The 24177-nt window shown below is 66.4% G+C and carries 27 protein-coding genes; 12 read left to right on the top strand and 15 right to left on the bottom strand.

The genetic code is table 11. From position 1 onward, the window contains the following. The 6 genes from B6K69_RS10120 to B6K69_RS10145 all read right to left on the bottom strand — a co-directional run bounded on the left by B6K69_RS10120 (nucleotide 1) and on the right by B6K69_RS10145 (nucleotide 5323). Nucleotides 1-675 (bottom strand): lysozyme family protein, encoded by a 675-nt coding sequence (locus B6K69_RS10120; protein ID WP_108643688.1) that lies wholly within the window; start codon nucleotides 673-675, stop codon nucleotides 1-3. Nucleotides 676-748: 73 nt separating this feature from the next. Further along, nucleotides 749-2929, bottom strand: coding sequence for a serine/threonine-protein kinase (locus B6K69_RS10125; RefSeq protein ID WP_108643689.1), 2181 nt, complete (start codon nucleotides 2927-2929; stop codon nucleotides 749-751). Beyond that, the gene (motA, locus tag B6K69_RS10130; protein ID WP_108643690.1) at nucleotides 2926-3795 is read right to left on the bottom strand and encodes a flagellar motor stator protein MotA; all 870 of its coding nucleotides are present in this window, start codon (nucleotides 3793-3795) and stop codon (nucleotides 2926-2928) included. The genes B6K69_RS10125 and motA overlap by 4 nt, the downstream gene beginning before the upstream one ends. A 64-nt stretch (nucleotides 3796-3859) precedes the next feature. Then, nucleotides 3860-4426 (bottom strand): MotE family protein, encoded by a 567-nt coding sequence (locus B6K69_RS10135; protein ID WP_108643691.1) that lies wholly within the window; start codon nucleotides 4424-4426, stop codon nucleotides 3860-3862. Further along, nucleotides 4423-4821 (bottom strand): hypothetical protein, encoded by a 399-nt coding sequence (locus B6K69_RS10140; RefSeq protein ID WP_108643692.1) that lies wholly within the window; start codon nucleotides 4819-4821, stop codon nucleotides 4423-4425. The genes B6K69_RS10135 and B6K69_RS10140 overlap by 4 nt, the downstream gene beginning before the upstream one ends. Before the next feature lie 10 nt (nucleotides 4822-4831). After that, the gene (locus tag B6K69_RS10145) at nucleotides 4832-5323 is read right to left on the bottom strand and encodes a flagellar basal body-associated FliL family protein (protein WP_228156711.1); all 492 of its coding nucleotides are present in this window, start codon (nucleotides 5321-5323) and stop codon (nucleotides 4832-4834) included. 108 nt (nucleotides 5324-5431) lie between these two features. On the opposite strand from B6K69_RS10145, the gene fliF reads away from it, so the two are divergent. The 5 genes from fliF (at nucleotide 5432) to speB (ending at nucleotide 9645) form a co-directional block, all read left to right on the top strand. Then, nucleotides 5432-7042 carry a flagellar basal-body MS-ring/collar protein FliF gene (fliF, locus tag B6K69_RS10150; RefSeq protein WP_108643693.1) on the top strand — a complete coding sequence of 537 codons (1611 nt, stop codon included), beginning with the start codon at nucleotides 5432-5434 and terminating at the stop codon, nucleotides 7040-7042. Then, a complete protein-coding gene (locus B6K69_RS10155; protein ID WP_108643694.1) occupies nucleotides 7042-7644 on the top strand; it encodes a FliH/SctL family protein in 603 nt (200 codons plus the stop codon). The genes fliF and B6K69_RS10155 overlap by 1 nt, the downstream gene beginning before the upstream one ends. After that, nucleotides 7637-7906, top strand: a complete 270-nt coding sequence (locus B6K69_RS10160) for a FliM/FliN family flagellar motor switch protein (protein WP_107671783.1) — start codon at nucleotides 7637-7639, stop codon at nucleotides 7904-7906. The genes B6K69_RS10155 and B6K69_RS10160 overlap by 8 nt, the downstream gene beginning before the upstream one ends. Continuing rightward, on the top strand, nucleotides 7903-8628 hold the full coding sequence (fliP, locus tag B6K69_RS10165; protein WP_108643695.1) for a flagellar type III secretion system pore protein FliP: 726 nt from the start codon (nucleotides 7903-7905) through the stop codon (nucleotides 8626-8628). Before B6K69_RS10160 ends, fliP begins: the two co-directional genes overlap by 4 nt. Nucleotides 8629-8691: 63 nt before the next feature. Beyond that, nucleotides 8692-9645, top strand: coding sequence for an agmatinase (speB, locus tag B6K69_RS10170; RefSeq protein WP_108643696.1), 954 nt, complete (start codon nucleotides 8692-8694; stop codon nucleotides 9643-9645). 2 nt (nucleotides 9646-9647) lie between these two features. Here speB and B6K69_RS10175 read toward each other — a convergent pair whose 3' ends face one another. From B6K69_RS10175 to B6K69_RS10200, 6 genes are all read right to left on the bottom strand, one after another. Further along, on the bottom strand, nucleotides 9648-10646 hold the full coding sequence (locus tag B6K69_RS10175; RefSeq protein WP_107671780.1) for an ABC transporter ATP-binding protein: 999 nt from the start codon (nucleotides 10644-10646) through the stop codon (nucleotides 9648-9650). Between the two features lie 4 nt (nucleotides 10647-10650). Further along, entirely contained in the window at nucleotides 10651-11679 is a 1029-nt protein-coding gene (locus tag B6K69_RS10180; RefSeq protein WP_206340510.1) for a Gfo/Idh/MocA family protein, read from the bottom strand. After that, nucleotides 11676-12515, bottom strand: a complete 840-nt coding sequence (locus tag B6K69_RS10185) for a carbohydrate ABC transporter permease (protein ID WP_108643697.1) — start codon at nucleotides 12513-12515, stop codon at nucleotides 11676-11678. Before B6K69_RS10185 ends, B6K69_RS10180 begins: the two co-directional genes overlap by 4 nt. Continuing rightward, nucleotides 12515-13435 (bottom strand): carbohydrate ABC transporter permease, encoded by a 921-nt coding sequence (locus B6K69_RS10190; protein WP_107671778.1) that lies wholly within the window; start codon nucleotides 13433-13435, stop codon nucleotides 12515-12517. The genes B6K69_RS10185 and B6K69_RS10190 overlap by 1 nt, the downstream gene beginning before the upstream one ends. Nucleotides 13436-13521: 86 nt before the next feature. Beyond that, complete coding sequence (locus B6K69_RS10195) at nucleotides 13522-14769, bottom strand: ABC transporter substrate-binding protein (RefSeq protein ID WP_107671777.1); 1248 nt, start codon at nucleotides 14767-14769, stop codon at nucleotides 13522-13524. Between the two features lie 46 nt (nucleotides 14770-14815). Beyond that, on the bottom strand, nucleotides 14816-15697 hold the full coding sequence (locus B6K69_RS10200) for an N-acetylmuramic acid 6-phosphate etherase (RefSeq protein ID WP_108643698.1): 882 nt from the start codon (nucleotides 15695-15697) through the stop codon (nucleotides 14816-14818). 155 nt (nucleotides 15698-15852) lie between these two features. On the opposite strand from B6K69_RS10200, the gene B6K69_RS10205 reads away from it, so the two are divergent. The 4 genes from B6K69_RS10205 to nagA are packed head-to-tail and all read left to right on the top strand — an operon-like array spanning nucleotide 15853 to nucleotide 19578. Then, nucleotides 15853-16686: a glucosamine kinase nucleotide-binding domain-containing protein gene (locus tag B6K69_RS10205; protein ID WP_108643699.1), complete on the top strand. Its 834-nt coding sequence runs from the start codon at nucleotides 15853-15855 to the stop codon at nucleotides 16684-16686. Further along, on the top strand, nucleotides 16686-17450 hold the full coding sequence (locus tag B6K69_RS10210; protein WP_107671774.1) for a GntR family transcriptional regulator: 765 nt from the start codon (nucleotides 16686-16688) through the stop codon (nucleotides 17448-17450). Before B6K69_RS10205 ends, B6K69_RS10210 begins: the two co-directional genes overlap by 1 nt. Then, nucleotides 17447-18469 (top strand): SIS domain-containing protein, encoded by a 1023-nt coding sequence (locus B6K69_RS10215; RefSeq protein WP_108643700.1) that lies wholly within the window; start codon nucleotides 17447-17449, stop codon nucleotides 18467-18469. Before B6K69_RS10210 ends, B6K69_RS10215 begins: the two co-directional genes overlap by 4 nt. Then, nucleotides 18469-19578 carry an N-acetylglucosamine-6-phosphate deacetylase gene (nagA, locus tag B6K69_RS10220; protein WP_108643701.1) on the top strand — a complete coding sequence of 370 codons (1110 nt, stop codon included), beginning with the start codon at nucleotides 18469-18471 and terminating at the stop codon, nucleotides 19576-19578. Before B6K69_RS10215 ends, nagA begins: the two co-directional genes overlap by 1 nt. On the opposite strand, the gene secB is transcribed toward nagA, so the two are convergent. Continuing rightward, nucleotides 19579-20091, bottom strand: a complete 513-nt coding sequence (gene secB / locus B6K69_RS10225) for a protein-export chaperone SecB (RefSeq protein WP_107671771.1) — start codon at nucleotides 20089-20091, stop codon at nucleotides 19579-19581. A 102-nt stretch (nucleotides 20092-20193) separates the two neighbouring features. After that, a complete protein-coding gene (locus B6K69_RS10230) occupies nucleotides 20194-20658 on the bottom strand; it encodes an FxsA family protein (RefSeq protein ID WP_164681930.1) in 465 nt (154 codons plus the stop codon). Between the two features lie 112 nt (nucleotides 20659-20770). On the opposite strand from B6K69_RS10230, the gene B6K69_RS10235 reads away from it, so the two are divergent. From B6K69_RS10235 to B6K69_RS10245, 3 genes are read left to right on the top strand one after another with little or no spacing between them, the layout of a single operon-like run. Beyond that, the gene (locus B6K69_RS10235; RefSeq protein ID WP_108643702.1) at nucleotides 20771-21430 is read left to right on the top strand and encodes a Tim44/TimA family putative adaptor protein; all 660 of its coding nucleotides are present in this window, start codon (nucleotides 20771-20773) and stop codon (nucleotides 21428-21430) included. Nucleotides 21431-21438: 8 nt separating this feature from the next. Then, complete coding sequence (mltA, locus tag B6K69_RS10240; RefSeq protein WP_108643703.1) at nucleotides 21439-22464, top strand: murein transglycosylase A; 1026 nt, start codon at nucleotides 21439-21441, stop codon at nucleotides 22462-22464. A gap of 3 nt (nucleotides 22465-22467) precedes the next feature. Further along, a complete protein-coding gene (locus B6K69_RS10245) occupies nucleotides 22468-23043 on the top strand; it encodes a Smr/MutS family protein (RefSeq protein ID WP_108643704.1) in 576 nt (191 codons plus the stop codon). Here the strand turns inward: B6K69_RS10245 and B6K69_RS10250 are convergent. After that, entirely contained in the window at nucleotides 23040-24158 is a 1119-nt protein-coding gene (locus B6K69_RS10250) for an alpha/beta hydrolase (RefSeq protein WP_164681931.1), read from the bottom strand. The two genes, B6K69_RS10245 and B6K69_RS10250, sit on opposite strands and share 4 nt — an antisense overlap. Between the last annotated feature and the right edge of the window lie 19 nt (nucleotides 24159-24177).

Raw genomic sequence — 24177 nt, forward strand, 5'->3', positions numbered from 1 at the left:
TTACGGCCCCCCGATCAGGGGTGAGGCGGTATCTGACAGGGGCACCAGAGACCCTGCGCCGCGGGTCGCCCCGGCCAGCAGCAGAGGGAAGCGGTTTTCGCGCGGGATCGCGCTTTCGGACGGCGGTGATCCGTCACCAAGCGCGGCGTAGATCGGCTTGAACCGGGCAAGGTAGCGTTCGGCATAGGCCGGGGTCGAGGAATGATAGGCGGCAACGGCGGCGCCCCAATCACCGCTGTCCTGATACAGGCGCAACACCAGCCGGGCGGCGTAAACTGCGTTCGTTTCCGGGTCGAGCATCCCTGTAAGGCTGGCGAAGGCCTGACCATGCCAGCGGTAGTTCAACTGAAAACAGCCAACATCGACATTGGTCGTGCCCGCCGCAAGCACGGTTTCCAGATGGGTCAGCGCCGCCTGACGACTGTCGAACCACAGCCCCTCCCCCCCCTTGTTCAGCGTCCAGGGCCAGGGGGTCAGCATACCGTCCGGGCCGGCCCTTCCGGTTTCGGTCAGGGTCAGCGCCAGCAGAATCCGCAGCGGAGCGCCAGTTTCTGCGGCCGCCCTGCGCGCGGCGGACAGGCAGAGCGCCGATGGATCGGTCGCGGCGCTGGCGGCCACGGGCGCGCACAACAGGATGGCCACGGCGGCGAAGGGGCGAAGGTGTGGCCAGATCATTCTGATCCCGATGCAACGGGGGCGGCGGACCCGCCCCGTGGCAAAGCCTAGCGGTGGTCAGGTTGACAAAGCGTTACGGGACAACGGTTGTTTCCAGCAGCGCCTTGAGCGTGGCACGGGCGCGGGCGGTTTCGTCGGCCAGCGCGGCGCCACGGGCAATCGGGCCGGACGCGGCGGCCCCTGCCGGCGCGGGGCCAACCAGCGCCGCCGCAGCTTTCCACGCCTCTGGTCCCGCCTGCGCGACCTGCGGCCAGTCTTCTGCCCGGACAAGGGCCCGGTCGCGGCCTGCGGCATCACCGGCTCGGCCCAAGGCGGCAGCGGCGGCTTCCGCGTCGCCCAGTTGCAGAACTGCTGCGGCGCGCAGGCTTTCCGCTTCGGCGTCAGACAGGCCGGACAGCGCTTCAAGGGCACCTCGGGCATCGCGCAGTTGCAGCCTTGCCCGGGCCGCCAACAGCCGAACCGGATCAGGCGCCGCCGGCCCAAGCGGGCCCAGCCATGCCAGAGCCTCGGCCGGAAAGCCAAGCTCTGTCAGCCGGGTGGCCACGGCTTGCGCCACGGTGTCCGCCACCTTTGGCGGCTGGCCTGCCGCCGCGACCGCCTGCGCAAGAAAGACGCCATCCCCGGCCCCATCGGCGGCCAACTGCCAGAGATCGCCGCCAGTCTGCGGCGCCTTGGGCAGCAAGGCGAAGGACGTTTCAAAATCGCCGGTCATTGCAGATGCCAGAATCAGCGCCCGGGTCAGCGCCCCTTCCCGCGCTGTTCCGCGCGCCTCTTGCCGGAAGGCGGCCAGCACGGCGGGCAGATCCGGCGGAAGGGAATGGTCGCCCTGAAAGGCGGCTTCGACACGGGTGACAGCCGCCATGTCCTGCCCCGGACCGCTTTCCTTCAGCACCGAATCGGCCAGCGCGCCCGCCCTGACCTGATCGCCCGTGGCCAGTTGGTAGCCGGCATCCATCAGCGCAACCTCGGGGGCTGCGGGGCCGGGCGCGCGCAGGGCGGCATCCTTGATCCGCCTTGCGGTTTCATCATCGTTCACGGTCAGGAACAGGGCCACCAGCGGCGGGCCAAGATGATGGCGCAGATGCGCCGGCAAGGCGGAAAAGCTGCGCGCCACCGCAGCCGTGTTCAACGTGCGGATCTCTGACGCGGCGGGCGGGCGGCCCACGGCCAACGCCAGCGCGGCCCAAAGCGCGGCGGCGGTGTCGCAGCTTTCCAGCCCCTTGAACGGGTTGGGCATGGCCGGTTCAAGATCCACCAGAAAGGTCAGCGCGCGCAGGCGGGCGCGATCCGGGTCATCCGGCCCGTCCAGCAGGTTCAGGATCTGCCGCCCCTCGGCCCCGAACCCCAGCGCGACATGGGCGCGGGTGGCGCGCAGCACCGCCTCGGGAACCGGCGTGTCAAATTCGCCCAGCAGGCCGGATCGGGCAGCGCCAAGCTGTTCGGCCGGCGGCCCGGTCAGGCCCCAATCGGCGACCGACAGCGCCGTGTCATCAGGGCAGACCAGCCCAAGCGCCGACAGCGGCAGATCCGGGTCGCGAATCGTGGCGGCCCGGAGACCCGGCAGTTCCCCCAGCGCGATGCGAATCCCCTCTGGCCCGGCCCCCCGCGGCCCTGTCCCCTCTGGCAGCCGGGCGGGCCTGGCGATTTCCACCACGCCCTGGGCAACGCCGCGGCTGAGCTGTTCCAGCAGGGCCCGACGCAGCGGGTCCAGCGCCGCAGCCGTTGCCGCCTTGACCAAAGGCCCTTGCGCAGGGCGCGCGGGCGACGGCGGCGTGTCTGCCGCCCCCCCGGGCCGGATCGCCAGCCAGTCATACCCCGCAGACCCGGCAGGGGCATCCGGCGGGGCCAGGGCGGGGGCGGGCGGGTCGATGGGGTTTTCAAAGGCGGTGTCCGCAGGCGGGGCGCCGGTCTTGATGTCCACGACAATGACCCCGGGCCGGAATTCGAAGGCAATGGCGTGGCAGGCGCAGGACAGTGCCAGCCGCAGCCTTCCACTGGCCGGGTCGCGCCACAGGCCAGACACACGGTTACGTGGAATTTTCTGGAAGGCCTGGCTCAGATCAAACCCGGTGACATCGGGGCCAAGGGCAAGCTCATACCCGTCTTCGGTGCGGCCAAAGCGCCAGTCTCCGGCGGCAGCGGCCTCAATCACGATGCGGGTGAAATCCGGGTGTTCACCACCCTTGACCCGCGCGACCTCGGCCATGGCGGGGCTGGCTGACAGCAGCAGGGCGATCAGGACGGTGCGGATCATGCGGCGTCCTGTTTCAGGGCCCGCAAGGCCTCCTCCAGATCGCCGAAGCCGGGCCGCACCTGATGCGGCGTGTTCTGCCGCCCGACCTCGATGCAGATGTTCGCCGGGTGGCGATGCAGGTTCGCCACCAGAACCTCGCGGATCAGGTGGTAGAAATGGGCGTCTTCCTCAACCACCTGTTTCACCCGGGCCGAGAACGGCCCCATCAGCCCATAGGCCAAGAACACGCCCAGAAACGTGCCAACCAGCGCCGAGCCGATCATCGCGCCCAGCACTTCGGGCGGCTGGTCGATCGAGCCCATGGTCTTGATCACCCCCAGAACGGCGGCCACGATGCCAAGCGCAGGCAGGCCGTCGGCCATGGATTGCAGCGCGTGGCTGGAGTGCAGGGCGTGGTGCAACTGCGCCTCCATCCGCTTGTCCAGCACCTCCTCAACCTGATGGGGGTCGTCATAATTCATCGAGGCGGCGCGCAGCGTGTCGCAGATCAGTTCCACCGCGTCATGGTCTTGCAGGATTTTCGGATACCTGCCGAAGATCGCCGAATTGTCCGGGTTTTCGACATGTTCCTCCAGACCGACCGGGTTCGATTTCGACAGCCGCACCAGTTCGAACAGCAGACAAAGCAGATCGCGGTAATCGGCGGGTTTCCAGCGCGGGCCCTTGAAGACCTTGCCAATGTCTCTGACCGTCTGCTTGACCGAGGCAAAATCGTTGGAAATCAGGAAAGCCCCGACCGCCGCGCCGCCGATCATGATCATCTCGAACGGCAGCGCGTGCAGGATGGGTTCAAGGTGGCCGCCATGAACGACAAAGCCGCCGAAGACCATCACGATGATGACCACGATTCCGATGATGCCGAACATCTGCGCTGGTTCCGTTCCCTGTTCAGGCGGCAGTCTCGCCCCGGCGGGTTAACAAGAGGCGAAGTCAGTCTTTCGGGGCCATGGCATTGCGGCCGGCCAGAATGGCGCTGACGGCATAGGCTTTTTCCGGCGTCATTCCGGCCAGGACCGCCGCCGCCGCATCTGGCCGCATCCGGCCCAGGAAGCCCGCAGCAAAGCCCGCCTCCATCGCGTCGAACAGGGCGGCGGCGTCTTTCGGCTTCATCGCTTCATAAACCGTGGTCAGCCGCGCCAGATCGCCCTCGGCGGCGCCATCGGCCAGGGCAAGGGTCTTGCGCAATTCGATCTCGGCCGCTTCGAGTTCGGCCAGACGGGTGGCGATTGCCTGATCCGCCAGCGCGAGTGCCGCCGAACGGTCCGCCAGCGCCGCCTCTTGCACGGCCAGCCGGTCTTCCCGCAGCTTCAGCGCCCTTGCCAGATCTTCGGGCGGGGGCGGGCAATCGGGCGGAGGGGCGCCCGTGTCCTGCGGCAAGGCCCCTTCGGCGGCACGGGCAAGCCCGGCCCCCAGCCCATCGCCCAGACGCAGCGCACCGGACGAGGCGAAAAGCAGCGCGATCACGATCAGGGCCCCACGTCCTGCCCGCCGCCTCATTCTGCGGCCTCCATCGGGGCGCGGGAGGCGCGGCGGCGGACAAAGCGCAAGCGGCGGCTGTCATCGTCAGACTCAGGCTCTGATTCAGGCGTTTCGGGCGCCGGCCCCGCTTCGGGCAGGTCATGTAGCGAGGCAACCAGCAGTTCCAGCCGCCGCGCCACGCCTTCCGCCCGCGTGGTCAGTTCCTCAAGCCGATGCTCTGCCCCGCCGGCCACGCCCTGCGCCTTGTCCAGCGCCCTGGTCATGTCATCGACCTGCGCCGACAGCACGGCGATGGCGCCGCCCATGCCGTCTTCCAGCGTGGTAAAGCGGCGCAGCCGGCTGGCCAGAACATAGCAGTAGATCGCCGCGCCAAGACTGGCGGCAAACAGCAGCGCATCTGAAATCAGCTCCATCTTCGCCCCCTCAGTCCAGCACGAATTCGGTAATCAGCAGATCACGCACCCGCCCCTCGCCAGTGACGATCTGCACCCGGCGCAGCATCTGCGCCCGCAGCCGCGCCATGGCAGACGGGTCTTCGATCTCGGCCACCGAGATGGCGCGCAGGTAGCTGTTCAGCACGTCCAGGATACGCGGCATCAGCAGCGTCACCTCGGCGGCATAGGGTTTGGCCACCTCAAGCTGGGCGGTAAATTTCAGATGCCGGCTGCCCGCTTCGGCGCCCAGCGTCACCACCACGGGCGTGATCGCGACAAAGGCGATGTCGGGCAACGGCCCGGCGGCCGGTTCCGCCGCATCGTGCGATTCGGCGGTGGGGCCGAACAGCAGGCCGGACCAGGTGGCATAAAAGCCACCCGCCCCGCCCAGCAGGGCCAGCAGAACCCCGATCAGCAGCGGCAGCTTCGATGTCTTCGGTTTCGGCCCCGCATCCAGTGCGGCCTCGGCGGTATTGACCACGGCATCCTCCGTTCCGGTCCGGGAACGAAACTAGATCGAATGTCACTAACCGATTGTTAAGGCAAACCCTCTCATTCTGGCCGCACGGGAAGGATTCCCGGCGGAGAAATGATGCTGCAGAATGTCACCTCGGTCTGGACCGGCCTTTCCCTCCGCCGACGGCTTGTTGTGGCCGGGGCCACGCTGGCCATGTTCCTGGCCGTTCTGGCGCTGGCGCGCATGGCGGGCGGGCCGCAGATGGTGCTGCTTTACGCCGGCCTTGATGGCCGCGCCGCAGGCGAGGTGATTGCCGCGCTGGACCAGCGCGCCGTTGCCTATGAGGTGCGGGGTGATTCCATCCTTGTGGACATCAACGCCCGCGATGCCCTGCGTATGTCGCTGGCGGGCGAGGGGCTGCCGTCGGCCGGCAGTCAGGGCTATGAACTGCTGGACCAGTTGACCGGCTTCGGCACCACGTCGCAGATGTTCGACGCCGCCTATTGGCGCGCGAAAGAGGGCGAGCTTGCCCGCACGATTCTGGCGGTGCCGGAAATCCGGGCCGCGCGGGTGCATATCTCGCAAGGTCCGTCCGACACGTTTCGCCGCGACCAGACCCCTACGGCCAGTGTCACGGTCACCACGGCGTCTGGCAACCTTTCCGAATCGCAGGCGCGGGCATTGAAACATCTGGTCGCCTCGGCGGTGGCGGGGCTGAGGCCCGAGGATGTACATGTGATTGATACCGTCGGCGGCCTGATCGCGGCCAATGATGCGCCCGACGCGGCCACCGGAACGGCTGCCTCGGGCCGCGCAGCCGAAATCCGCCACAACGTCGAACGCCTGCTTGAGGCGCGGGTTGGCCCCGGCAAGGCCGTGGTTGAAGTGGCGGTTGATCTGGTGACAGACCGCGAAACGCTGACCGAGCGCAAGATTGACCCGCAGGGCCGGGTTGCGATCTCCTCCGAGACTGAGGAGCACAGCCAGCAGGCAACCGAGCCGGGCGGCGCGGTTACCGTGGCGTCGAACCTGCCCGAAGGTGACGCCGGCCCTGGCGCCAATGGCAAATCAAGCACCAGCGAAACCCGTGAGCGGGTGAATTACGAAGTGTCCGAAACCCAGCGTGAACTGACGCGCGGCCCGGGGGGCATCCGCCGCCTGACGGTGGCCGTTCTGGTCGATGGTCAGATGGTGACCGCAGCCGATGGCACGCAAAGCCGGCAACCCCGGTCCGACGAGGAACTGGCCGCGCTGCGCGAACTGGTCGCCTCGGCCGTTGGTCTGGACGAGACGCGCGGCGATGTGCTGACGCTGAAGTCGCTGGATTTCACCCAACCGACCGTTCAGGGCACCGAAGCCACCACCCGTCTGATCCCGCCGCTGGGGCCGATCGACGTGATGGCGGCGATCCAGATCGCGGCGCTGGCGCTGGTGGCGCTGATCCTTGGGCTGTTCGTGCTGCGGCCGCTGCTGGCCTCGGGCCGCGCTGCGGCGCAACTTCCGGCCCCCGAGGGACGGCTGGCGCTGCCCGGTGCGGCCACAGCCCCCGAAGCCCTGACAGGCGAGATCCAGGACGGATTTTCCTTGCCTGATCTGCCGATGGTCGATTTCGCCGCCAACGCGCCCGGGGAAGAAGCGGCGGAAGATCCGGCCACCCGCCTGCGCCGGCTGATCGCCGAGCGCCAGACCGAAACCATCGAAATCCTGCGCGGCTGGCTGGAACCGGAAGAGGAGCGGGCCTGATGCCGATGCCCCGGCTTGAGGTATTCGAAACCGCAGCCGCACCCGGCCGCAGCCAGACACTTGTCACCACCGAAATCGCCGCCATCGAAGAGGCGAAGCTGGCGTCGTATGAATCCGGCTACAAGGCCGGCTGGGACGATGCCGTCGCCGCGCAGGCGGAAGACCAGACCCGCATCCGCGCCGATCTGGCCCGCACCCTGCAACAACTTTCCTTCACCTATCAGGAGGCGCGGGCGCATGTCCTCAAGGCGCTGGAGCCGCTGCTGACCGAAATGGTCAATCGCCTGCTGCCCGAAACCGCGCGGGAAACGCTGGCGCCGCTGGTTCTGGAGCGGCTGATGCCCATGGCCGAGGAGCTGGCAGACCAGCCGGTCACGCTGGTGCTGAACCCGGCCGTGCGCCCGGCCATTTCCGACCTGATCGAACAGGCCACCGGCCTGCCGCTGACCCTTGAAGAGGAACCGACGCTGCCCGAAGGCCAGGTCTATCTGCGGCTGGGCAGCACCGAGGCCAAGGTCGATCTGACGCGCGTCACCGCCGAAATCGCCGCCGCCGTGCGCGGCTTCTTCACCCTTGCCAAAGAGGCGCCCGCCCATGGATGACCTGACCGACAGCAGCCCCTTCGCCCAGGTTCCGATCGAGATCACCATCTCGGTCGGCCGCGCCCGCCCCCTGGTGCGCGACTTGCTGCGCCTTGGCCGCGATGCCGTTCTGCCGCTGGACCGCCGCGTCGATGATCCGGTCGAGCTTTATGTGGGCGACCGGCTGATCGCCCGGGGCGAGCTGACCGAACTTGAGGGCGACGCCTCGGGCCAACTGGCCGTGCGGCTGACCGAGGTGGCAAACCTGAAGGGCGGGCTGTGAAACGCGCGCTTGTTCTGGCCGCGCTGGCCGCGCTGCTGCTGGCGCATCCCGCCGCCGCGCAGGATCTGACGCTCAGCCTGGGCGAGGGGGATTCGCTGGCCGCGCGGTCGGTGCAGCTTCTGCTGCTGATCACCGTGCTGTCGGTGGTGCCGGGGTTGGCGGTCATGGTGACCTGCTTTCCCTTCATCGTCACCGTCCTGTCGATCCTGCGGCAGGGCATCGGGCTGCAACAGGCGCCCCCGAACATGCTAATCATCAGCCTTGCGCTGTTCTTGACCTGGTATGTGATGGACCCGGTGTTCACCGAAGCCTGGACCGCCGGCCTTGGCCCCTTCAGCCGCAACGAGATGGACATCGCCACCGCCTTTGCCCAGGCCGCCAAACCCTTCCGCACCTTCATGTCGGCCCGGATCGACGCCGAAACCTTCGCCACGCTGGATGCGCTGCGCCCGCGCGCGCCCTCGGCCATGGCTGATGCGCCGCTGTCGCTGCTGGTGCCGTCCTTCCTGCTGTCGGAAATCCAGCGCGCGTTCGAGATCGGGTTCCTGGTCTTTCTGCCCTTCCTGATCATCGACCTGGTGGTTTCGGCGATCCTGATGTCGATGGGCATGATGATGGTGCCCCCCGCCGTGGTATCCCTGCCCTTCAAGCTGGCCTTCTTCGTGGTGGCCGACGGGTGGAGCCTGATCGCAAGCGCGCTGGTGCGCAGCTACACCGGCTAGGCTTGCCCTGACGCGCCGCTTGCGGCTAGCTGGGCGTAGCCCCTGCGAGCCCGAGGTCTGCCCATGCCCTTCAATCAGCCCCTTGGCGGCAACGAGATGCCGCGTTTCGGCGGCCCCGCCACCTTCATGCGCCTACCCGCCGCCGCCAGCGCCGAAGGGCTGGATGTCGCCATCATTGGCATCCCGATGGATATCGGCACCTCGAACCGCCCCGGCACCCGGCTGGGCCCGCGCCAGATTCGTGACGAAAGCCGGATGCTGCGGCCCTATAACATGGCAACCGGGGCCGCGCCCTTCGACCACCTTCAGGTGGCCGATATCGGCGATGTGCCGATCAACACCTTCGACCTGAAGAAATCGGTCGACATCATCACCAGCTTCCACCGCGGCGTTCTGGCCGCCGGCGCGTTGCCGCTGACGCTGGGCGGCGACCACACGCTGACCTGGCCGATCCTGCGCGCCATCCGCGAAAAACATGGCCCCGTGGCGCTGATTCATGTCGATGCCCATGCCGACATCAACGACACGATGTTCGGCGAAAAGGTGGCCCACGGCTGCCCCTTCCGCCGGGCCTTCGAAGACGGCTGCCTGATCAATGACAAGGTGTTCCAGATCGGGCTGCGCGGCACCGGCTATTCCCCCGACGATTTCGACTGGGGCCGCCGCAACGGCTGGACGGTGGTGCAGGCCGAAGACTGCTGGCACAAGTCGCTGGTGCCGCTGATGGCCGAGATCCGCGCGAAGATCGGGGATGCTCCGGTCTATCTCAGCTATGACATCGACAGCCTTGACCCCGCCTTCGCCCCTGGCACCGGCACGGTTGAACCGGGCGGTCTGACCATCTGGCAGGGGCTAGAGATTGTCCGGGGTTGCGCCGGGCTGAACCTTGTTGGCGGCGATCTGGTCGAGGTGTCGCCGCCCTATGACCCAAGCGGCAACACCGCCCTGATCGGCGCGAATCTTGTCTATGAGATGCTCTGCGTGCTGCCCGGCGTGCCGCAAGGGGTGCGGCGGTAGCCTCAGCGCATCCGCTGTCCTTCGGCATCGAAACGGAAGCCCCGCTCGGCAAGGGGGGTCAGGTGGACGGTCTCATCCACCGCAAAGTCATGCTCGCCGAACAGCCGCGTGGTCAGCAGGCCATGGGTTTCGGACCGAGCATAGACCAGCGTCTCGCCACCCAGCTTTTCGACATGGCTTATCTGTGCGGCAAACCGGCCGGCCTTGCGGGACACTTCCAGATGCTCGGGCCGGATGCCCAGCGTCTCGCCCTGTTCGCCCAGCGCGGCGGCCTTGAGGAAGTTCATCTGCGGGCTGCCGATGAAGCCCGCGACGAAGACGTTGTCCGGGTCATTGTAAAGCTGCATCGGCGCGCCCACCTGTTCCACCCGTCCCGCCCGCAGCACGACGATCTTGTCGGCCAGCGTCATCGCCTCAACCTGATCATGCGTCACATAGATCATGGTTGCCGCCAGTTCCCGGTGCAGGCGGGCGATCTCGATCCGTGTTGCCACCCGCAGCGCGGCATCCAGGTTCGACAGAGGTTCGTCGAACAGGAACAGCTTGGGCCGCCGCACGATGGCCCGCCCGATGGCCACCCGCTGCCGCTGCCCGCCCGACAGTTCCGCCGGGCGCCGGTCCATCAACGGGCCCAGCGCCAGCATGTCGGCGGCCTTGTCGGTGGCGGCGGCGATCTCGGCCTTGGCCACCCCGGCCTGTTTCAGCGCCAGACCCATGTTGTCGCGCACCGTCAGGTGCGGGTACAGGGCATAGCTCTGGAACACCATCGCCAGTTCCCGCTTGGCCGGTGCCACGTCGTTGATCCGCTGCCCGTCCAGCAGGATGTCACCGGCGCTGGCATCCTCAAGCCCCGCGATGATGCGCAGCAACGTGGATTTCCCGCAGCCTGACGGGCCGACGAACACGCAGAATTCGCCGTCCTCGACAGTCAGATCGACACCGCGGATCACCTCGGTCTTGCCAAAGCTCTTGCCGACGGCCTTCAGTTCCAGAGCACCCATGTTCCTACCCCTGCAATTTCACAGGCTGCCCCGAGCGGACGCTTTCATCCGCCGCCAGACACACCGCCAGCGACCGAACCGCATCTTCCATATGACGCGACAGGTCGAGATCTTCGGTAATCGCGCGGGCCATGAAGGCCTGCTCGCGTTCGCACAGATCCTGATGGCCCGGCTCATCGGCCATGTTCAGGTTTTCGTCCGGCTGGCCCACCCGATGAATCCGCAGCATCGAGGTTTTCGTATGCGTGTCGTGGTCATCAGACCGGGCCGTTTCCGGCATACGGATCGACACCGCCCCGCGCGGACTGACCACATCCTTCACGAAAAAGGCGGTGTCGCTCATCATCGGGCCCCAGCCGGCTTCGTACCAGCCAACGCTGCCATCGGCAAAGATCACCTGAAAATGCCCGTAGTTGTACATCTCGGGCGCAATCTCGTCGGACAGGCGCAGCCCCATGCCGCGCACCTCGACCGGCGGGGCATCGGTGATCTGGCACATCACATCGACATAATGCACGCCACAATCAACGATCGGGCTGGTGGTCTGCATCAGCGCCTTGTGTGTTTCCCAGGTCGGGCCGCTGGACTGCTGGTTCAGGTTCAGCCGGAACACATAGGGGCCGCCCAGGGCGCGGGCTTCGGCGATCAGGCGCATCCAGCTTGGGTGATGGCGCAGGATATAGCCCACCGCCAGCTTGCGCCCGTTTGCCCGCGCACAATCCACCACCCGCCGCGCATCGGCCACCGTGGTTGCCAGCGGCTTTTCCACGAAGACATGCGCACCCTGTTCCATTGCCGCACAGGCGAAATCGGCGTGACTGTCGGAATAGGTGGAGACGCAGACCAGATCGGGTTTCAGCCGGTGCAGGGCCTCGTGGAAATCGGGCGTGATGGCATAGCCGTTCAGCGCCGGGTCCAGCACCGGCACTGATCGGTTCACCAGCCCCACCAGATCGAAGGCCGGGTTGCGATGATAGGCCAGCGCATGGCTGCGCCCCATGTTGCCCAGCCCGGCAACCATCACTCGGATCATTTCACGGCTCCTGCAGTGATCCCGCGGATCAGTTGCCGCGAGAAGATGAGATACAGCACCAGCACCGGCACGATGGCCAGCGACAGCGCCGCCAGAAGGGCGTTCCAGTCGTTCTGGAACTGCCCGATGAACACCTGCGCCCCCAAGGTAACGGTCTTGGTCTGCTCGGCCGGCGCCAGGATCAGCGGGAACCACAGGTCGTTCCAGATCGGGATCATGGTGAACACGGCAACGGTCGCCATGGCCGGGCGCACCAGCGGCAGCACCAGCCGGAAGAAGATGGCGTATTCGCTGAGACCGTCGATCCGGCCGGCGTTCTTGAGATCGTTCGAGACCGACTTCATGAATTCGCTGAGGATGAACACGCTCAGCGGCAACCCCTGCGCGGTATAGACCAGGATCAGCGCCGTCAGCGTGTTCACCAACCCGCTGGCCACCATCATCTCAAGAATGGCCACCGTGCCCAGGCGGATCGGGATCATGATGCCCAGCGCCAGATACAGGCCCATCAGCGTGTTGCCGCGGAACCGATATTCCGACAGGGCAAACGCCGCCATGGCCCCGAACAGCAGCACGAAGAACAGGCTGGCCACCGTCACGGTCATGCTGTTCTGGAAATACAGCACGAAATCGCCCTGCTTCATCACCGTCTGGTAGCCGACCAGATCGAAGGATTTGCCAAGTGGCAGGGCCAGCGGATCGCCGAAGATCGCCTTCCGCGTCTTCAGGCTGTTGATGAGAATGACGAACACCGGGAACAGCGCGATCACCGTATAGGCAATCAGCACGGCATGGGCGGCCACGGTCCGGCCAAGGGAAGTACGCGCGCTGGACATCAGAACTGATACCTCCGCAGCCGGGTCTGGATGCCGAAAAGATAGGCGCTGACCCCGATCAGGATGATGCCGAACATTGCCCCGGCGATGGCCGATCCCATGTAGGGATCACCCAGTTGCAACTGGAACCCAAAGAAGGTGCGGTACAGGAAGGTGCCCAGGATGTCTGTGCTGAAGTCCGGGCCCGCCAGCGCGCCTTGCGTCACATAGATCAGGTCAAAGGCGTTGAAGTTTCCAACGAAGGTCAGGATCGAGATGATCCCGATGCTTGGCAGGATCAGCGGCAGCTTGATCTTCCAGAACTGCGACCAGCCACTGATGCCGTCCATTTCGGCGGCTTCCAGAACCTCGTCGGGAATGCTCAGCAGCGCGGCATAGATCAGCATCATCGGAATGCCCACGAACTGCCAGACCGAGACCAGCGCCAGCGTGGTCAGCGCATAGTCCTCCTTGCCCAGCCAGGGCACGAAGAACCCGTCCAGCCCGACCAGCCCCATCAGCCCCTTGGCAATGCCCCAGTTCGGGTTCAGGATCAGCTTCCAGACGAAGCCGACGATCACGAAACTGAGGATCGTCGGAATGAAAATCGCGGTGCGGTAGAAGGCAGCCATCCGCAGTTTGGGGCTGGACAAGAGCGCCGCCAGTGCCACGCCCACCGGGTTCTGCACCAGCATGTGGATGACAAAGAACCACGCATTGTTGCCCAAGGCGTTCCAGAACTGCCTGGACCAAAGCGCCTCGCCGAACAGCCTGGCAAAGTTCTGCAGGCCCACAAAGACCCGCTGCCCCGTGCCATCGACGTTGAACAGGGACTGCGCCAGCGTGCCGAACAGCGGAATGATCATCAACGCCGTGTAGACAGCCACCGCAGGGGCCAGAAACACGGCAATATGCCATCGCACAGGCCTTCCGGAAGCCATGCCTTCGCCCTTTCCTCTTGGTGAAAATACCCTGCGGGGGGTCCGGGGGGCGCATGGCCCCCCGGCTCCGTCCAGTCAGGCCGCGCTTACTTCTGCGGCTCGTACCAGCTTGCCAGCCCGTCCTGCAGGCGCTTGGCGGCATCTTCGGGCGTCTCGGTGCCCTTGATCACATTGGCGCTGGCATTCCAGGTTTCGTTTTCCAGGTTCGGCGTGCCGCGCGACAGGATCTGGTAGGTCGAGCGGATCGTCGACTTGCACTTCTCGCGCCAGGACACGAATTCCTGCGCCAGCGGATCTTCCATCTTCACCGGGGTCGAGTTCAGGCTGAAGAAGCCCGGCAGCGCATTGGCGTAAAGCGTGGCGAACTCGGGGCTGCCCACCCATTCCAGGAACACCTTGCCCGCTTCGGCATTGGGCGACTTGGCATTCAGGCCGATCGCAATGTCGTTGTGGTCGCTGATATAGCAGGTATCGCCCGCAGCGGCGACCGGCGGCGGGAAGGCGCCCATCTTGAATTCGGCCTGCGTATTGAAGCCAGAGATTTCCCACGACCCGGCCGGATAGATCGCGGCGCGGCCCAGGGTGAACATGTTCTGGCTGTCGGGGTAGGTCTGGGCCTCGAACCCGTCACCCAGATAGTCCTTCCACTTCGCCAGTTCGCGATAGGGGGCAACCCAGGGTTCGTCGGTCAGCTTCTGTTCGCCCTTGATCAGCGCCAGACGGCCTTCCTCGCCCTTCCAGTAGGTCGGACCGATGTTCTGGTAGCCCATGGTCGCGGCTTCCCACTGGTCGTTGGTACCCATCGCCATCGGGATATAGGTGCCGTCGGCCTTGATCTTGTCCAGCGCGGCATAGAATTCTTCGTTGGTCGTCGGAACGGCGATGCCCAGCGCGTCGAAGGCATCCTTGTTGTAGATGAAGCCGTGAATCACGCTGGCCATCGGCACGCAGAAGGTGGCGCTGCCGTCATCGGTCTGCCAGGCGCTTTTCGCCACCGGGCTGAAGTTGGCCATCGAGGCAAGGCCGCTCAGATCGGCCAGGAAGCCCTTGTTGTACAGCTCAAGGCTGGCATCGAACGGGCGGCAGGTGATCAGGTCGCCCGCGCTGCCGGCTTCAAGTTTCGAGTTCAGCGAAGCATTGTATTCGGTGGGGGCCGAGGGGGCGAAGACCACCTTGATGTCGGGGTGCTGTGCGTTGAAGGCGGGGATCAGCACGTCCTGCCAGATGGTCAGGTCGTCATTGCGCCAGCTTTCGATCGTCAGCGTGGTTTCCGCCAGCGCCGGTCCGGCCAGCAGCGTGCTGGTCAGAAGCGCCATCCGAAAGGTCTTCGTCATCCGTCTTCTCCCTATGTGCGGGCCTCGTCGGGCCCGGTTTGCTTCGTTACCCAAGATACGGGGCCAGATGTCCCGCCGACCGCTTCAAATCATCGTCCGCCTGCGCGGCGCTGCGCCCGCCTGCCACCAGAACGGCCGGCTTGACCGCCCCGGCAGTCACGGCCAGCGCCGCAAGCGCCGCCGCATGGTCCACCCCCGACAGGGCTGCCACGATCCGGGCCGCCCGGTCCTTGAGCTTGGCATTGTCGGCGACCACATTCACCATGAATCCGTCATGCACATGGCCCAGCCGGATGCCGACCAGCACCGAAACCAGATTCAGCGCCACCTTCTGCGCCGTTCCTGCGCCCATGCGCGTTGAACCCGAAACAACCTCGGGGCCGGTGTCCAGCAGCACGGGCAGATCGGCCAGCGCCAGAAGGTCAGACCCGGGCACGTTGGCAAAGCCCGCCACCGTCACACCCGCGGCCTTCGCCGCCCTGGCCAGTTCCAGCGCATAGGGCGTGCGCCCCGAGGCTGACAGGCAAAGCATCACGTCACCGGCCGCCAGCCCGGCCGCGGCGAAATCCGCCGCCGCCAGTGCCGGATCATCCTCGACATCGCCGGTCATGTGCAGCAGGGCCACCGCGCCACCGGCAAACAGCATCGGCGTGCGATCGGGGGGAATGCCAAAGGTGCCGGGCAGTTCCAGACAATCGGCCAGCGCCATCAGCCCTGAAGACCCCGCACCTGCATAGGCCATCTTGCCGCCACGGCGCAGCGCGGCAGAGGCTGCTTCGGCAACGGCCTCCAGCGCGGGCAGCGCGGTATGCACCGCCTGAACCGCGGCCATCTGCGCCTCCAGCAGGCGACTCAACGTCTCGGCCGGTGCAATGTGATGCAGCCCGACGGAATGCCTGTGTCGCGCTTCGGTCGATCTCTCGGCCATGTCTGTCCTCCCCTACACTAGATAATGCCAAAGCAATACCACTTGTAAAGAGACTTCTTCGTTCTACCCGTTAACAGCCTGAAATTCGCAGGAAACAGAATATCCCTTTGCAAATGGTATTATCTTGGTATCATTGCGCTATGGGAGGATTCGGGATGCACTACCTTGTCGGCGTGGATGGAGGGGGCACTGGCTGCCGGGTTGCCGTCGCTGATTCGTCCGGTGCCGTTCTGGCCCGCGCGGAAGGTGGCCCTGCCAACATCGCCTCTGATGCCGACGCTGCCGCCCGCACCATTCTGGCTTGCGTTTCCGAGGCGCTGACCCGTGCCGCAGGCCCTTCGGCCGATGTTCGGGCGGTGCGTGCCGGGCTTGGCCTTGCCGGCGCCAATGCCAGGGGCGCCCCCGAACGCCTTGCCGCCGCCCTCCCCTTTCCCGCCCGGATCGAGACCGATGCCATCGCCGCCGCACGCGGGGCGCTTGGGGGGGCTGATGGGCTGCTGGCGGCCATCGGCACCGGATCGGTCTTCGTGCGCCAGCGGGGCGGTGAAACCCGGCAGTTCGGCGGCTGGGGGCTGATCCTCGGGGATGAAGGTTCAGGCGCGCGTCTGGGCCGTGCCGCCCTGTCGCGGGCCCTGCGCGCCCATGACGGATTCACGCCGCTGACCCCGTTCCTCTGCGATTTGCTGGCCCGCCACGGCGGGCCGTCTGGCGTGGTCGCCTTTTCGCTGACCGCCACCCCACGGGACTTCGGCGCCCTTGCACCGGAAATTCTTGCGTCGGACGATCCGGCCGCCCGCGCGCTTTGGGCAGAAAACGTCTCTGATATTGCCGAAATCCTGCAGGCACTGGGGGCCGGCCCCGGCCTGCCGGTCACCTTCACCGGCGGCCTTGGCCCGGCCTATGCCGCCGCGCTGCCCTATCTGCCGCAACGCGCCGCCCTTGGCACGGCGCTGGATGGCGCCCTTCTTCTGGCGCGCGAGGTGGGGTGATGGAACAGATTTTCTCGCGGGAAGGGTTTGACGACGCGGGTTCCGGCCCGCTTTACCTGCAGCTTCAGCGCCGCATCGCCGACGCCATGACCAGCGGCCGCCTTGCCCCCGGCGACAGCCTGCCGGCCGAACGGGACATGGCCACGATGACCGGGCTTTCCCGCGTGACCATCCGCAAGGCGATCCAGTCGCTTGTCGCCTCGGGCCAGTTGATCCAGCGTCGCGGCTCGGGCACCTTTGTCGCGCAGCGGGTGGAACGGCTGGAACAGGCGCTGTCGCTGCTGACCTCTTTCACCGAGGATATGGCCCGTCGTGGCCGCAGCGTTGACAGCCTCTGGCTCTCGCGCCAGATCGTCTCTCCCGCCCCGGAAGAGATCATGGCGCTGGGGCTGGGCGCCGGGGATCGCATCGCCCGGCTGGAACGGGTGCGCCGTTCGGATGGAGTGCCTTTGGCCATCGAACGCGCCTCGATCCCGCTTTCGGCGCTGCCAGACCCCGAAGCCGTGGCTACCAGCCTTTACGATGCGCTTCAGGCCAATGGTCAACGCCCCGTGCGCGCGGTGCAGCGCATCTCGGCCGCCAACCTTGCTCCGCGGGATGCCGAACTTCTGGCTGTCCCGGCCGGGGCCGCCGGTCTGCGGATCGAACGCATCGGCTATCTGCCCGATGGCAGGGTCGTGGAATACACCCGCTCTCTTTACCGCGGCGATGCCTATGACTTTGCCGTCGAACTGAAACTTGCCCCGGACGGAGGCCCGACATGACCACCCACATGGCCCGCGAAGTGGCCGAGATTCCCGAAGCCACCGCCCGCTTCCTTTTGCAAAGTGCAAGTGTGGTTGAAAAAGCGGCTCTCTCCTTGCGGAAAGCCGATCCTGCGCTGGTCGTGACCGTGGCGCGCGGATCGTCCGACCATGCGGCAACCTATCTGAAATACGCTATCGAACTGCTGGCCGGCATCCCCGTTGCCAGCGTAGGCCCTTCGGTCGCCTCGATCTATGGCCGTCCGCTGCGGCTGTCCGGCGCGGCCTGCATCGGCATCTCGCAATCGGGCCGCAGCCCCGACATCGTGGAAATGATGCGCGCCGCCGGTGCGGGCAGGGCAATTCCCATTGCAATCACCAACTTTGCCGACAGCCCGATGGCGCTGGCCTGCGCACATTGCCTTCCGCTGCACGCGGGCGAGGAAAAAAGCGTCGCCGCGACCAAGACCTTCGTCACCTCGGTTCTGGCCGGGCTGGCGCTGCTGGCCGAATGGCAGGATGATGCGGCCCTGCGCGCGGCCCTGCACGCCCTGCCCGAAGCATTTTCCGCCGCGCTGGAGCTGGATTGGTCACCGTTGTCAGACCGGCTGTCCCGTGCCAGCCATGCCTATGTTCTGGGCCGCGGTCCTGCCTTCGCCATTGCCGCTGAAGCCGCGCTCAAGCTCAAGGAAACCTGCGGCCTTCATGCCGAAAGCTATTCCGCCGCCGAGGTGCTGCATGGCCCGGCGGCAATTGTGCAGGCACAGTTCCCCGTGCTGGCGCTGGGGGTCGAGGATGCCGCCCTGCCCCATGTCGCCACCACGGCCGGGCGTCTGGCCGGACAGGGGGCGGATGTCTTCCTGACCGGAACCACGGCGCCCGGTGTCACCACGCTGCCTTCGGTCGCGGGGCTGCATCCGCTGGTCGCGCCGCTGGTTCTGGCGGTGGCGTTTTATGCCTTTGCCGAACACCTTTCCCGCCGTCGCGGCTTTGATCCCGACACGCCCCCCCATCTGCGCAAGGTCACGGAAACCGTCTGATGCCCATCCGCTATACCGGCGCCGCCCTGTTCGACGGCACCCGCCTGCACCCCGTTGCCGACCTGACCGTTTCAGACGGCAAAGTGACGGATTCCGCCGCAGCAGAGACTGTTTCCCTGGCCGGCGGCTATCTTCTGCCCGGCTTGCTTGACCTTCAGGTGAATGGCGCGGGGGGGCAGATGATCTCGGGGCAGACCACCCCCGCCGATCTGCGCGCCTTCTGCGAGACCCATGCCCGGTTGGGGGCAACCGGCGTACTGCCGACCCTGATCACCGACACGGCCGAGGCGACCGCCGCGCTGATCGACGCGGCTGCCCGTGCGGAGGGAACGCCGGGCCTGCTGGGCCTGCACCTGGAAGGCCCGCATCTGGACCCGCACCGCAAGGGTGCGCATGATCCGGCCTTGATCCGCCCGATGACAGGTGATGATCTGAATCGTCTCTGTGAAGGCAGAAAACGCCTGCCTGCCCTGCTGGTAACGGTCGCCCCCGCCTCGGTCACGCCCGAGCAGATTGCCACGCTGACCCGCGCCGGGGTGATTGTCAGCCTTGGCCACAGCGACTGCACCCATGCCGAGGCGCAGGCGGCCATTGCTGCCGGTGCCCGCTGCGTGACGCATCTTTTCAACGCGATGAGCCAGCTTCAGCACCGCGAACCGGGTCTGGTTGGCGCGGCGCTGGTGGGCGGGCTGAACGGCGGGTTGATTGCGGATGGACATCACGTCCACCCGGTGGCCATGCGGGTGGCGCTGGCCGCCAATACGGCCGGCATCTATCTGGTGACGGATGCGATGGCCGTGGCCGGCTCTGACCAGACCGAATTCACCCTGGGCGGACGGCGCATCCTGCGGCGTAACGGGCGGCTGACGCTGGAAGATGGCACGCTGGCCGGCGCCGATCTGACGCTGCCGCAGGCGATTGGCAATCTGGTGGCGATGACGGGCACACGGCCCGAAACCGCCTTCGCCATGGCCACAAGCCGCCCCGCCGCCGTTCTGGGCCGGGCCGATCTGGGGCATCTGCGGCCCGGGGCCGTGGCGGATTTCGTCCACCTTGGCGCGGATTTCAGCCTGCGGGGTGTGTGGCGGGCCGGAGCCCGCCTGATCTGATCAGTTCGGCTGCGGGGTCGGCTGGGCCGCGCTGGCCTGCGCCCGGCGTGCCAGTTCCTGACGATACAGCGTCAGGAAATCGACCGTATCCACGTTCAGCGGCGGGAAGCCGCCATCGCGCGTCACATCACTGATGATGCGGCGAACGAAGGGGAACAGCATCCGCGGGCATTCGATGAGCAGATAGGGGTGCAGTTGGTCATCAGGCACGCCTTCGATGTGGAAGGTGCCGCCATATTCCAGCTCCAGCAGGAACAGCACGTCGTTGGTCACCTTGTTCCGGTTGGCCACCTTGAACTTCAGGATCACGTCATACTGGTTCTCGGCGCTGCGCTTGCGCGCGTCCAGGCTGACGGCGACTTGCATGTCCGGCTGAATCTCGGACTGGCCCACGCCTTTCTGGACAAGAACGTTCTCAAAGCTGAGGTCGCGCACATATTGCGCCAGAATCTGCATCCGCGGGGCGAACTGGGCGCCGTTTCCGGCGGGCTGGGCGGGGGCTTCTTCGGCCATTGATCCTCCTTCGCGGTCGGGCACCCTGCCTGACGCGCACAACGTGAATTCGACGCTGTGCCTAGCAGAGGCGCGGCGCGCGCTCAATGACTGATGGCCCTGTCAATCCTCGGTCCAGCCCGACCGGCCCCGGCGCCCCACCTCGGACGGGGGCACCTCTTCCCACTCGGCCTCGATCACATCGGGTTCAGGCGGGGCAGAGCGGCCACCGGCCTGCACCACGGTGACCCGCGCCATCAGACGCGCGGTCAGCAGATCCTGCACCGGCGGCAGCAGCAGGATCAGCCCCAGCGCATCGGTCAGGAACCCCGGCAGCACCAGCAGAAGCCCGGCAAGGCCGCGGAACACGCCCCGCCCCAACCCTGCATCGGGCCGCCCCAGCGCCGACAGGCCCTGCCGCAGCCGCATCTGACCACGCGCCGCCTCGGTCCGCATCACCAGAATGCCCAGCGCCGCCGTTGCAATCACCCAGGCCAGCGTGGGCCACAGCCCGATCCGCCCGCCGATTTCGACAAACAGCCCGATTTCCACCAGAGGCCAGGCCAGAATGGCCAGCAAGACCCACATCAGACGGCCTCCTTCGCAGCCGTGAATGGCCCCAAGGTTTACTTGGCGCCGACACCTCCCTACATAAGGGCAAACCGGCGCCAACCCAAGGCGCAGAGCGGAAGGGTGTCTGATGAATTCGTCGCTGATCCAGCTTCTTGTCCTTGCAGGGATCGCCATTTTCCTGATCCTCAAGCTGAAGTCCGTTCTTGGCACACGGGACGGGTTCGAAAAGCCGCCTGTTCCGCTGGACGCGGTAAAACCGCGGGTGCAGCGCGATTTCGAGGTGATCGAGGGCGGCCCCGACCGCGACATCATCGACCACGTTCCCGATGGATCGTCCTCGGCCAAGGCGCTGGCCGCGATGAAACTGGTCGAACCGGCCTTTTCGGTTGGCACCTTCCTGCAAGGCGCGCGCGGCGCCTATGAGATGATCCTGACCGCCTTTGAAAAGGGCGATCTTGACAGCATCCGCCCCTTCCTGTCCGACGATGTCGAGGCCAGTTTCGCCGAAGTGATCGCCGCGCGCGAACGCGAAGGGCTGACCATCGAATCCAACTTCGTCGGCCTCAAGGAAATGACCCTGCAAGAGGCGACCTTCACCCGCGGCTCTGAGATGGCTGAAATCACCGTGCGCTTCGTGGGCGAACTGTCCTCGGTTGTTCGCAACAAGGCCGGCGAAGTGGTGGAAGGTGACGCCAAGGCGCTCAAGCGTCAGCGCGATGTCTGGACCTTTGCCCGCAAGATGGGCGCGGACGATCCGAACTGGCAACTTGTGGCCACCGGCGACTGATCCTTGGCATGGGCGGGGCTTTTCGCAATCTTGCGCTTGCGGTGGCCCTGATGGCCGCACCGCCCGTCCGCGCCCAGGTGGTTGACTTCGAATCCCTTGCCGGCTGGCAGCAGGATGGACAGGCCGCCGCCTTGGCGGCCTTTCTTGACACCTGTGACCTGCTGGATGCCGCCGACTGGCGCCCGCTGTGCCAGCTGGCCCGCGATGTGCCGCGCGACGATGCCTCAGCCCGCGCCTTTTTCGAACTGTTCTTCCGCCCGGTCATCGTGGGCACACCTCCGGCGCTGTTCACCGGCTATTTCGAACCCGAACTGACCGGCTCCGCCGTCCGCACCCCGCGCTATGCCTGGCCCATCTATCGCCGTCCGCCGGAACTGGCCGATGGAACCGTCTATCACAGCCGCGCCAGCATCGAAGGCGGCGCCCTTGGCGGCCGTGGGCTTGAGATCGCCTGGCTGGACGATCCGGTCGAGGTGTTCTTCCTGCACATCCAGGGTTCTGGCCGCATCCGCATGACCGATGGTTCGGTCATCCGCGTGGGTTATGCCGGGCGCAATGGCCACGCCTACAGGTCCATCGGGCAGGAACTCGTGCGCCGCGGCTATTTCCTGCCGCATCAGGTGTCTGCGGGGGCCATCGCCGCCTGGGTCCGCAGCAACCCCGATCTGGGGGCCGAGCTTCTGAACCATAACCCGTCCTACATCTTCTTCCGCAAGATCGCGAACCTGCCCGCCGACAAGGGGCCGATCGGGGCCATGGGCCGGTCAATCACGCCGCTGCGGTCGCTGGCGGTTGACCCGGCCTACACGCCCCTTGGCGCCCCGGTCTGGATTGAAAAGGAAGGCCGCGTTCCCATGAACCGGCTGATGGTGGCACAGGATACCGGCGGTGCCATCAAGGGCGCGCAGCGGGCTGACATCTTCTATGGCTTCGGCGATGCGGCAGGCGATGCCGCGGGCGATGTCAAGGACGGCGGCCGTATGGTGCTGCTGCTGCCCATCGACCGCGCCTTCGCCATGCTGGAAGGGCTTTGACCCATGTCGCGCCGTCGTCACCTGCGGCCCGAGGAGGCCGAGCTTTGGCACGCGGTCGCCCGCACCGCCCGGCCGATGCACGGCACCCACCTGCCGCTGCCCGAGGCGCTGGCCCCCACGCCGCCCCCGGCAGAGGCCCCGAGGGTGCTGGCTCAGCCCCGCCTGCCGCAGTTCCGGCTGGGTGAACAGGCGCCGCTGGCCCGCCCGCATGTGCTGGCGCCTTCGCCCACGGCCCAGCCCTTGCAGATGGACGCCAAGACCCATGCGCGCATGACCCGGGGCAAGCTGGCGCCCGAAGCGCGGCTTGACCTGCACGGCATGACCCTGGCCGAAGCGCACCCCGAGCTGATCCGCTTCATCCTGAACGCGCAATCGCAGGGGCTGCGGCTGGTGCTGGTCATCACCGGCAAGGGGCGGGCCATGTTCGAACCCGTGCCGCGCCCCACCGGCGCCTTGCGCCATCAGGTGCCGCATTGGCTGCGACTGCCGCCGCTGGGACAGGCCGTGTTGCAGGTGTCAGAAGCGCATCTGAAACACGGGGGCGCCGGGGCGTTCTACGTCTATCTGCGCCGGCGTTAATCGACCGCCGCTTCGACCGGCGCCAGGATGATGCCGGTCGCATTGCGCACGGTCAGCACCACGCCGGGCAGCAGGCCCACGCGACTGGCCGCCTCGGCCCGGAAGGCCGCGTCGATGTTCGCGATCCCGCCAAGAAGCTGGATCAGCGCCGGCGAGGTGCCCAGATTGAAATGCCCCGCCCCCTGATTATAGGCCGCCGTATCGAAATAGGTGACCTCCAGATCCCCCAGTTGTGCCAGATCGCTCAGGTTGCCCAGCCGGTCAGGCGCGCCGGCGATCTTGGACGACAGGTTCAGGATCGAATCTTTGGTATTGCCGAAGATCAGGAACGGCTGCGGCAGGCGTCCCATCGCATGGGCCTGGGCACGGAACAGATCAACATCCAGATCTGGCGAGATCAGGACCACGCCGCCGATATGCCCCAGCACCAGCTTGTCGTTGCGGATGGCCGTCTGGCGAAGCGTCTCCATCGTCAGCGCGCCCCCCATCGAATGGGCGACGATCACAATCCGCTGGGCACCGGACAGCGCGACTTCGTGCAGCAATTGTTCCAGACCGTCGCGCCCGAACAGCGCCGAATCCCGGTCATAGACATATCCGAAGGGCGACCCGCGGCTTGGCCAAGCATAATGCACCGCAATGCCCGGCACCTTGAGGTCATAGTGCATCTGCGCAACGCGATACACACTTTCGGCCATGGTGTTGTTGAAGCCATGAACATAGACCACCACGTCGCGCTGCTTGCGCCGCGCCATCGACTCGCGCAGCGCGCCGCGGAAATCGGCGGCGGTGTCATAGCCGATGCCGTCAAGCGTCAGGAAATCGGTCTTCGGATCGGCCCGCTTGGCGCTGCGGGGCCAGCTCACCTCGCCCAGAGGGCGGTTGAAGGGCACCAGGATGTCATACCGCAGGAACCGCGCCTGTTCTGACCGGCCAAAGCCGAAAATGCCATCTTCTTCCTTGCGTGACGTGCCGACGAACACCACTTCGCGCACGCCCGATGTGGTGGCTTCGGCCTGTTTCTCGGCCGGAATATCGGCCAGCATCAGGAACTCGCCCCGCGGACTGCAGGCGATCAGGAACAGCAGGGCAACAAGGACTGACAATACCTTCATGGTCCCTGTGTGACGGGGT

Source organism: Pseudogemmobacter blasticus, assembly GCF_003071405.1.
Lineage (GTDB): Bacteria > Pseudomonadota > Alphaproteobacteria > Rhodobacterales > Rhodobacteraceae > Pseudogemmobacter > Pseudogemmobacter blasticus.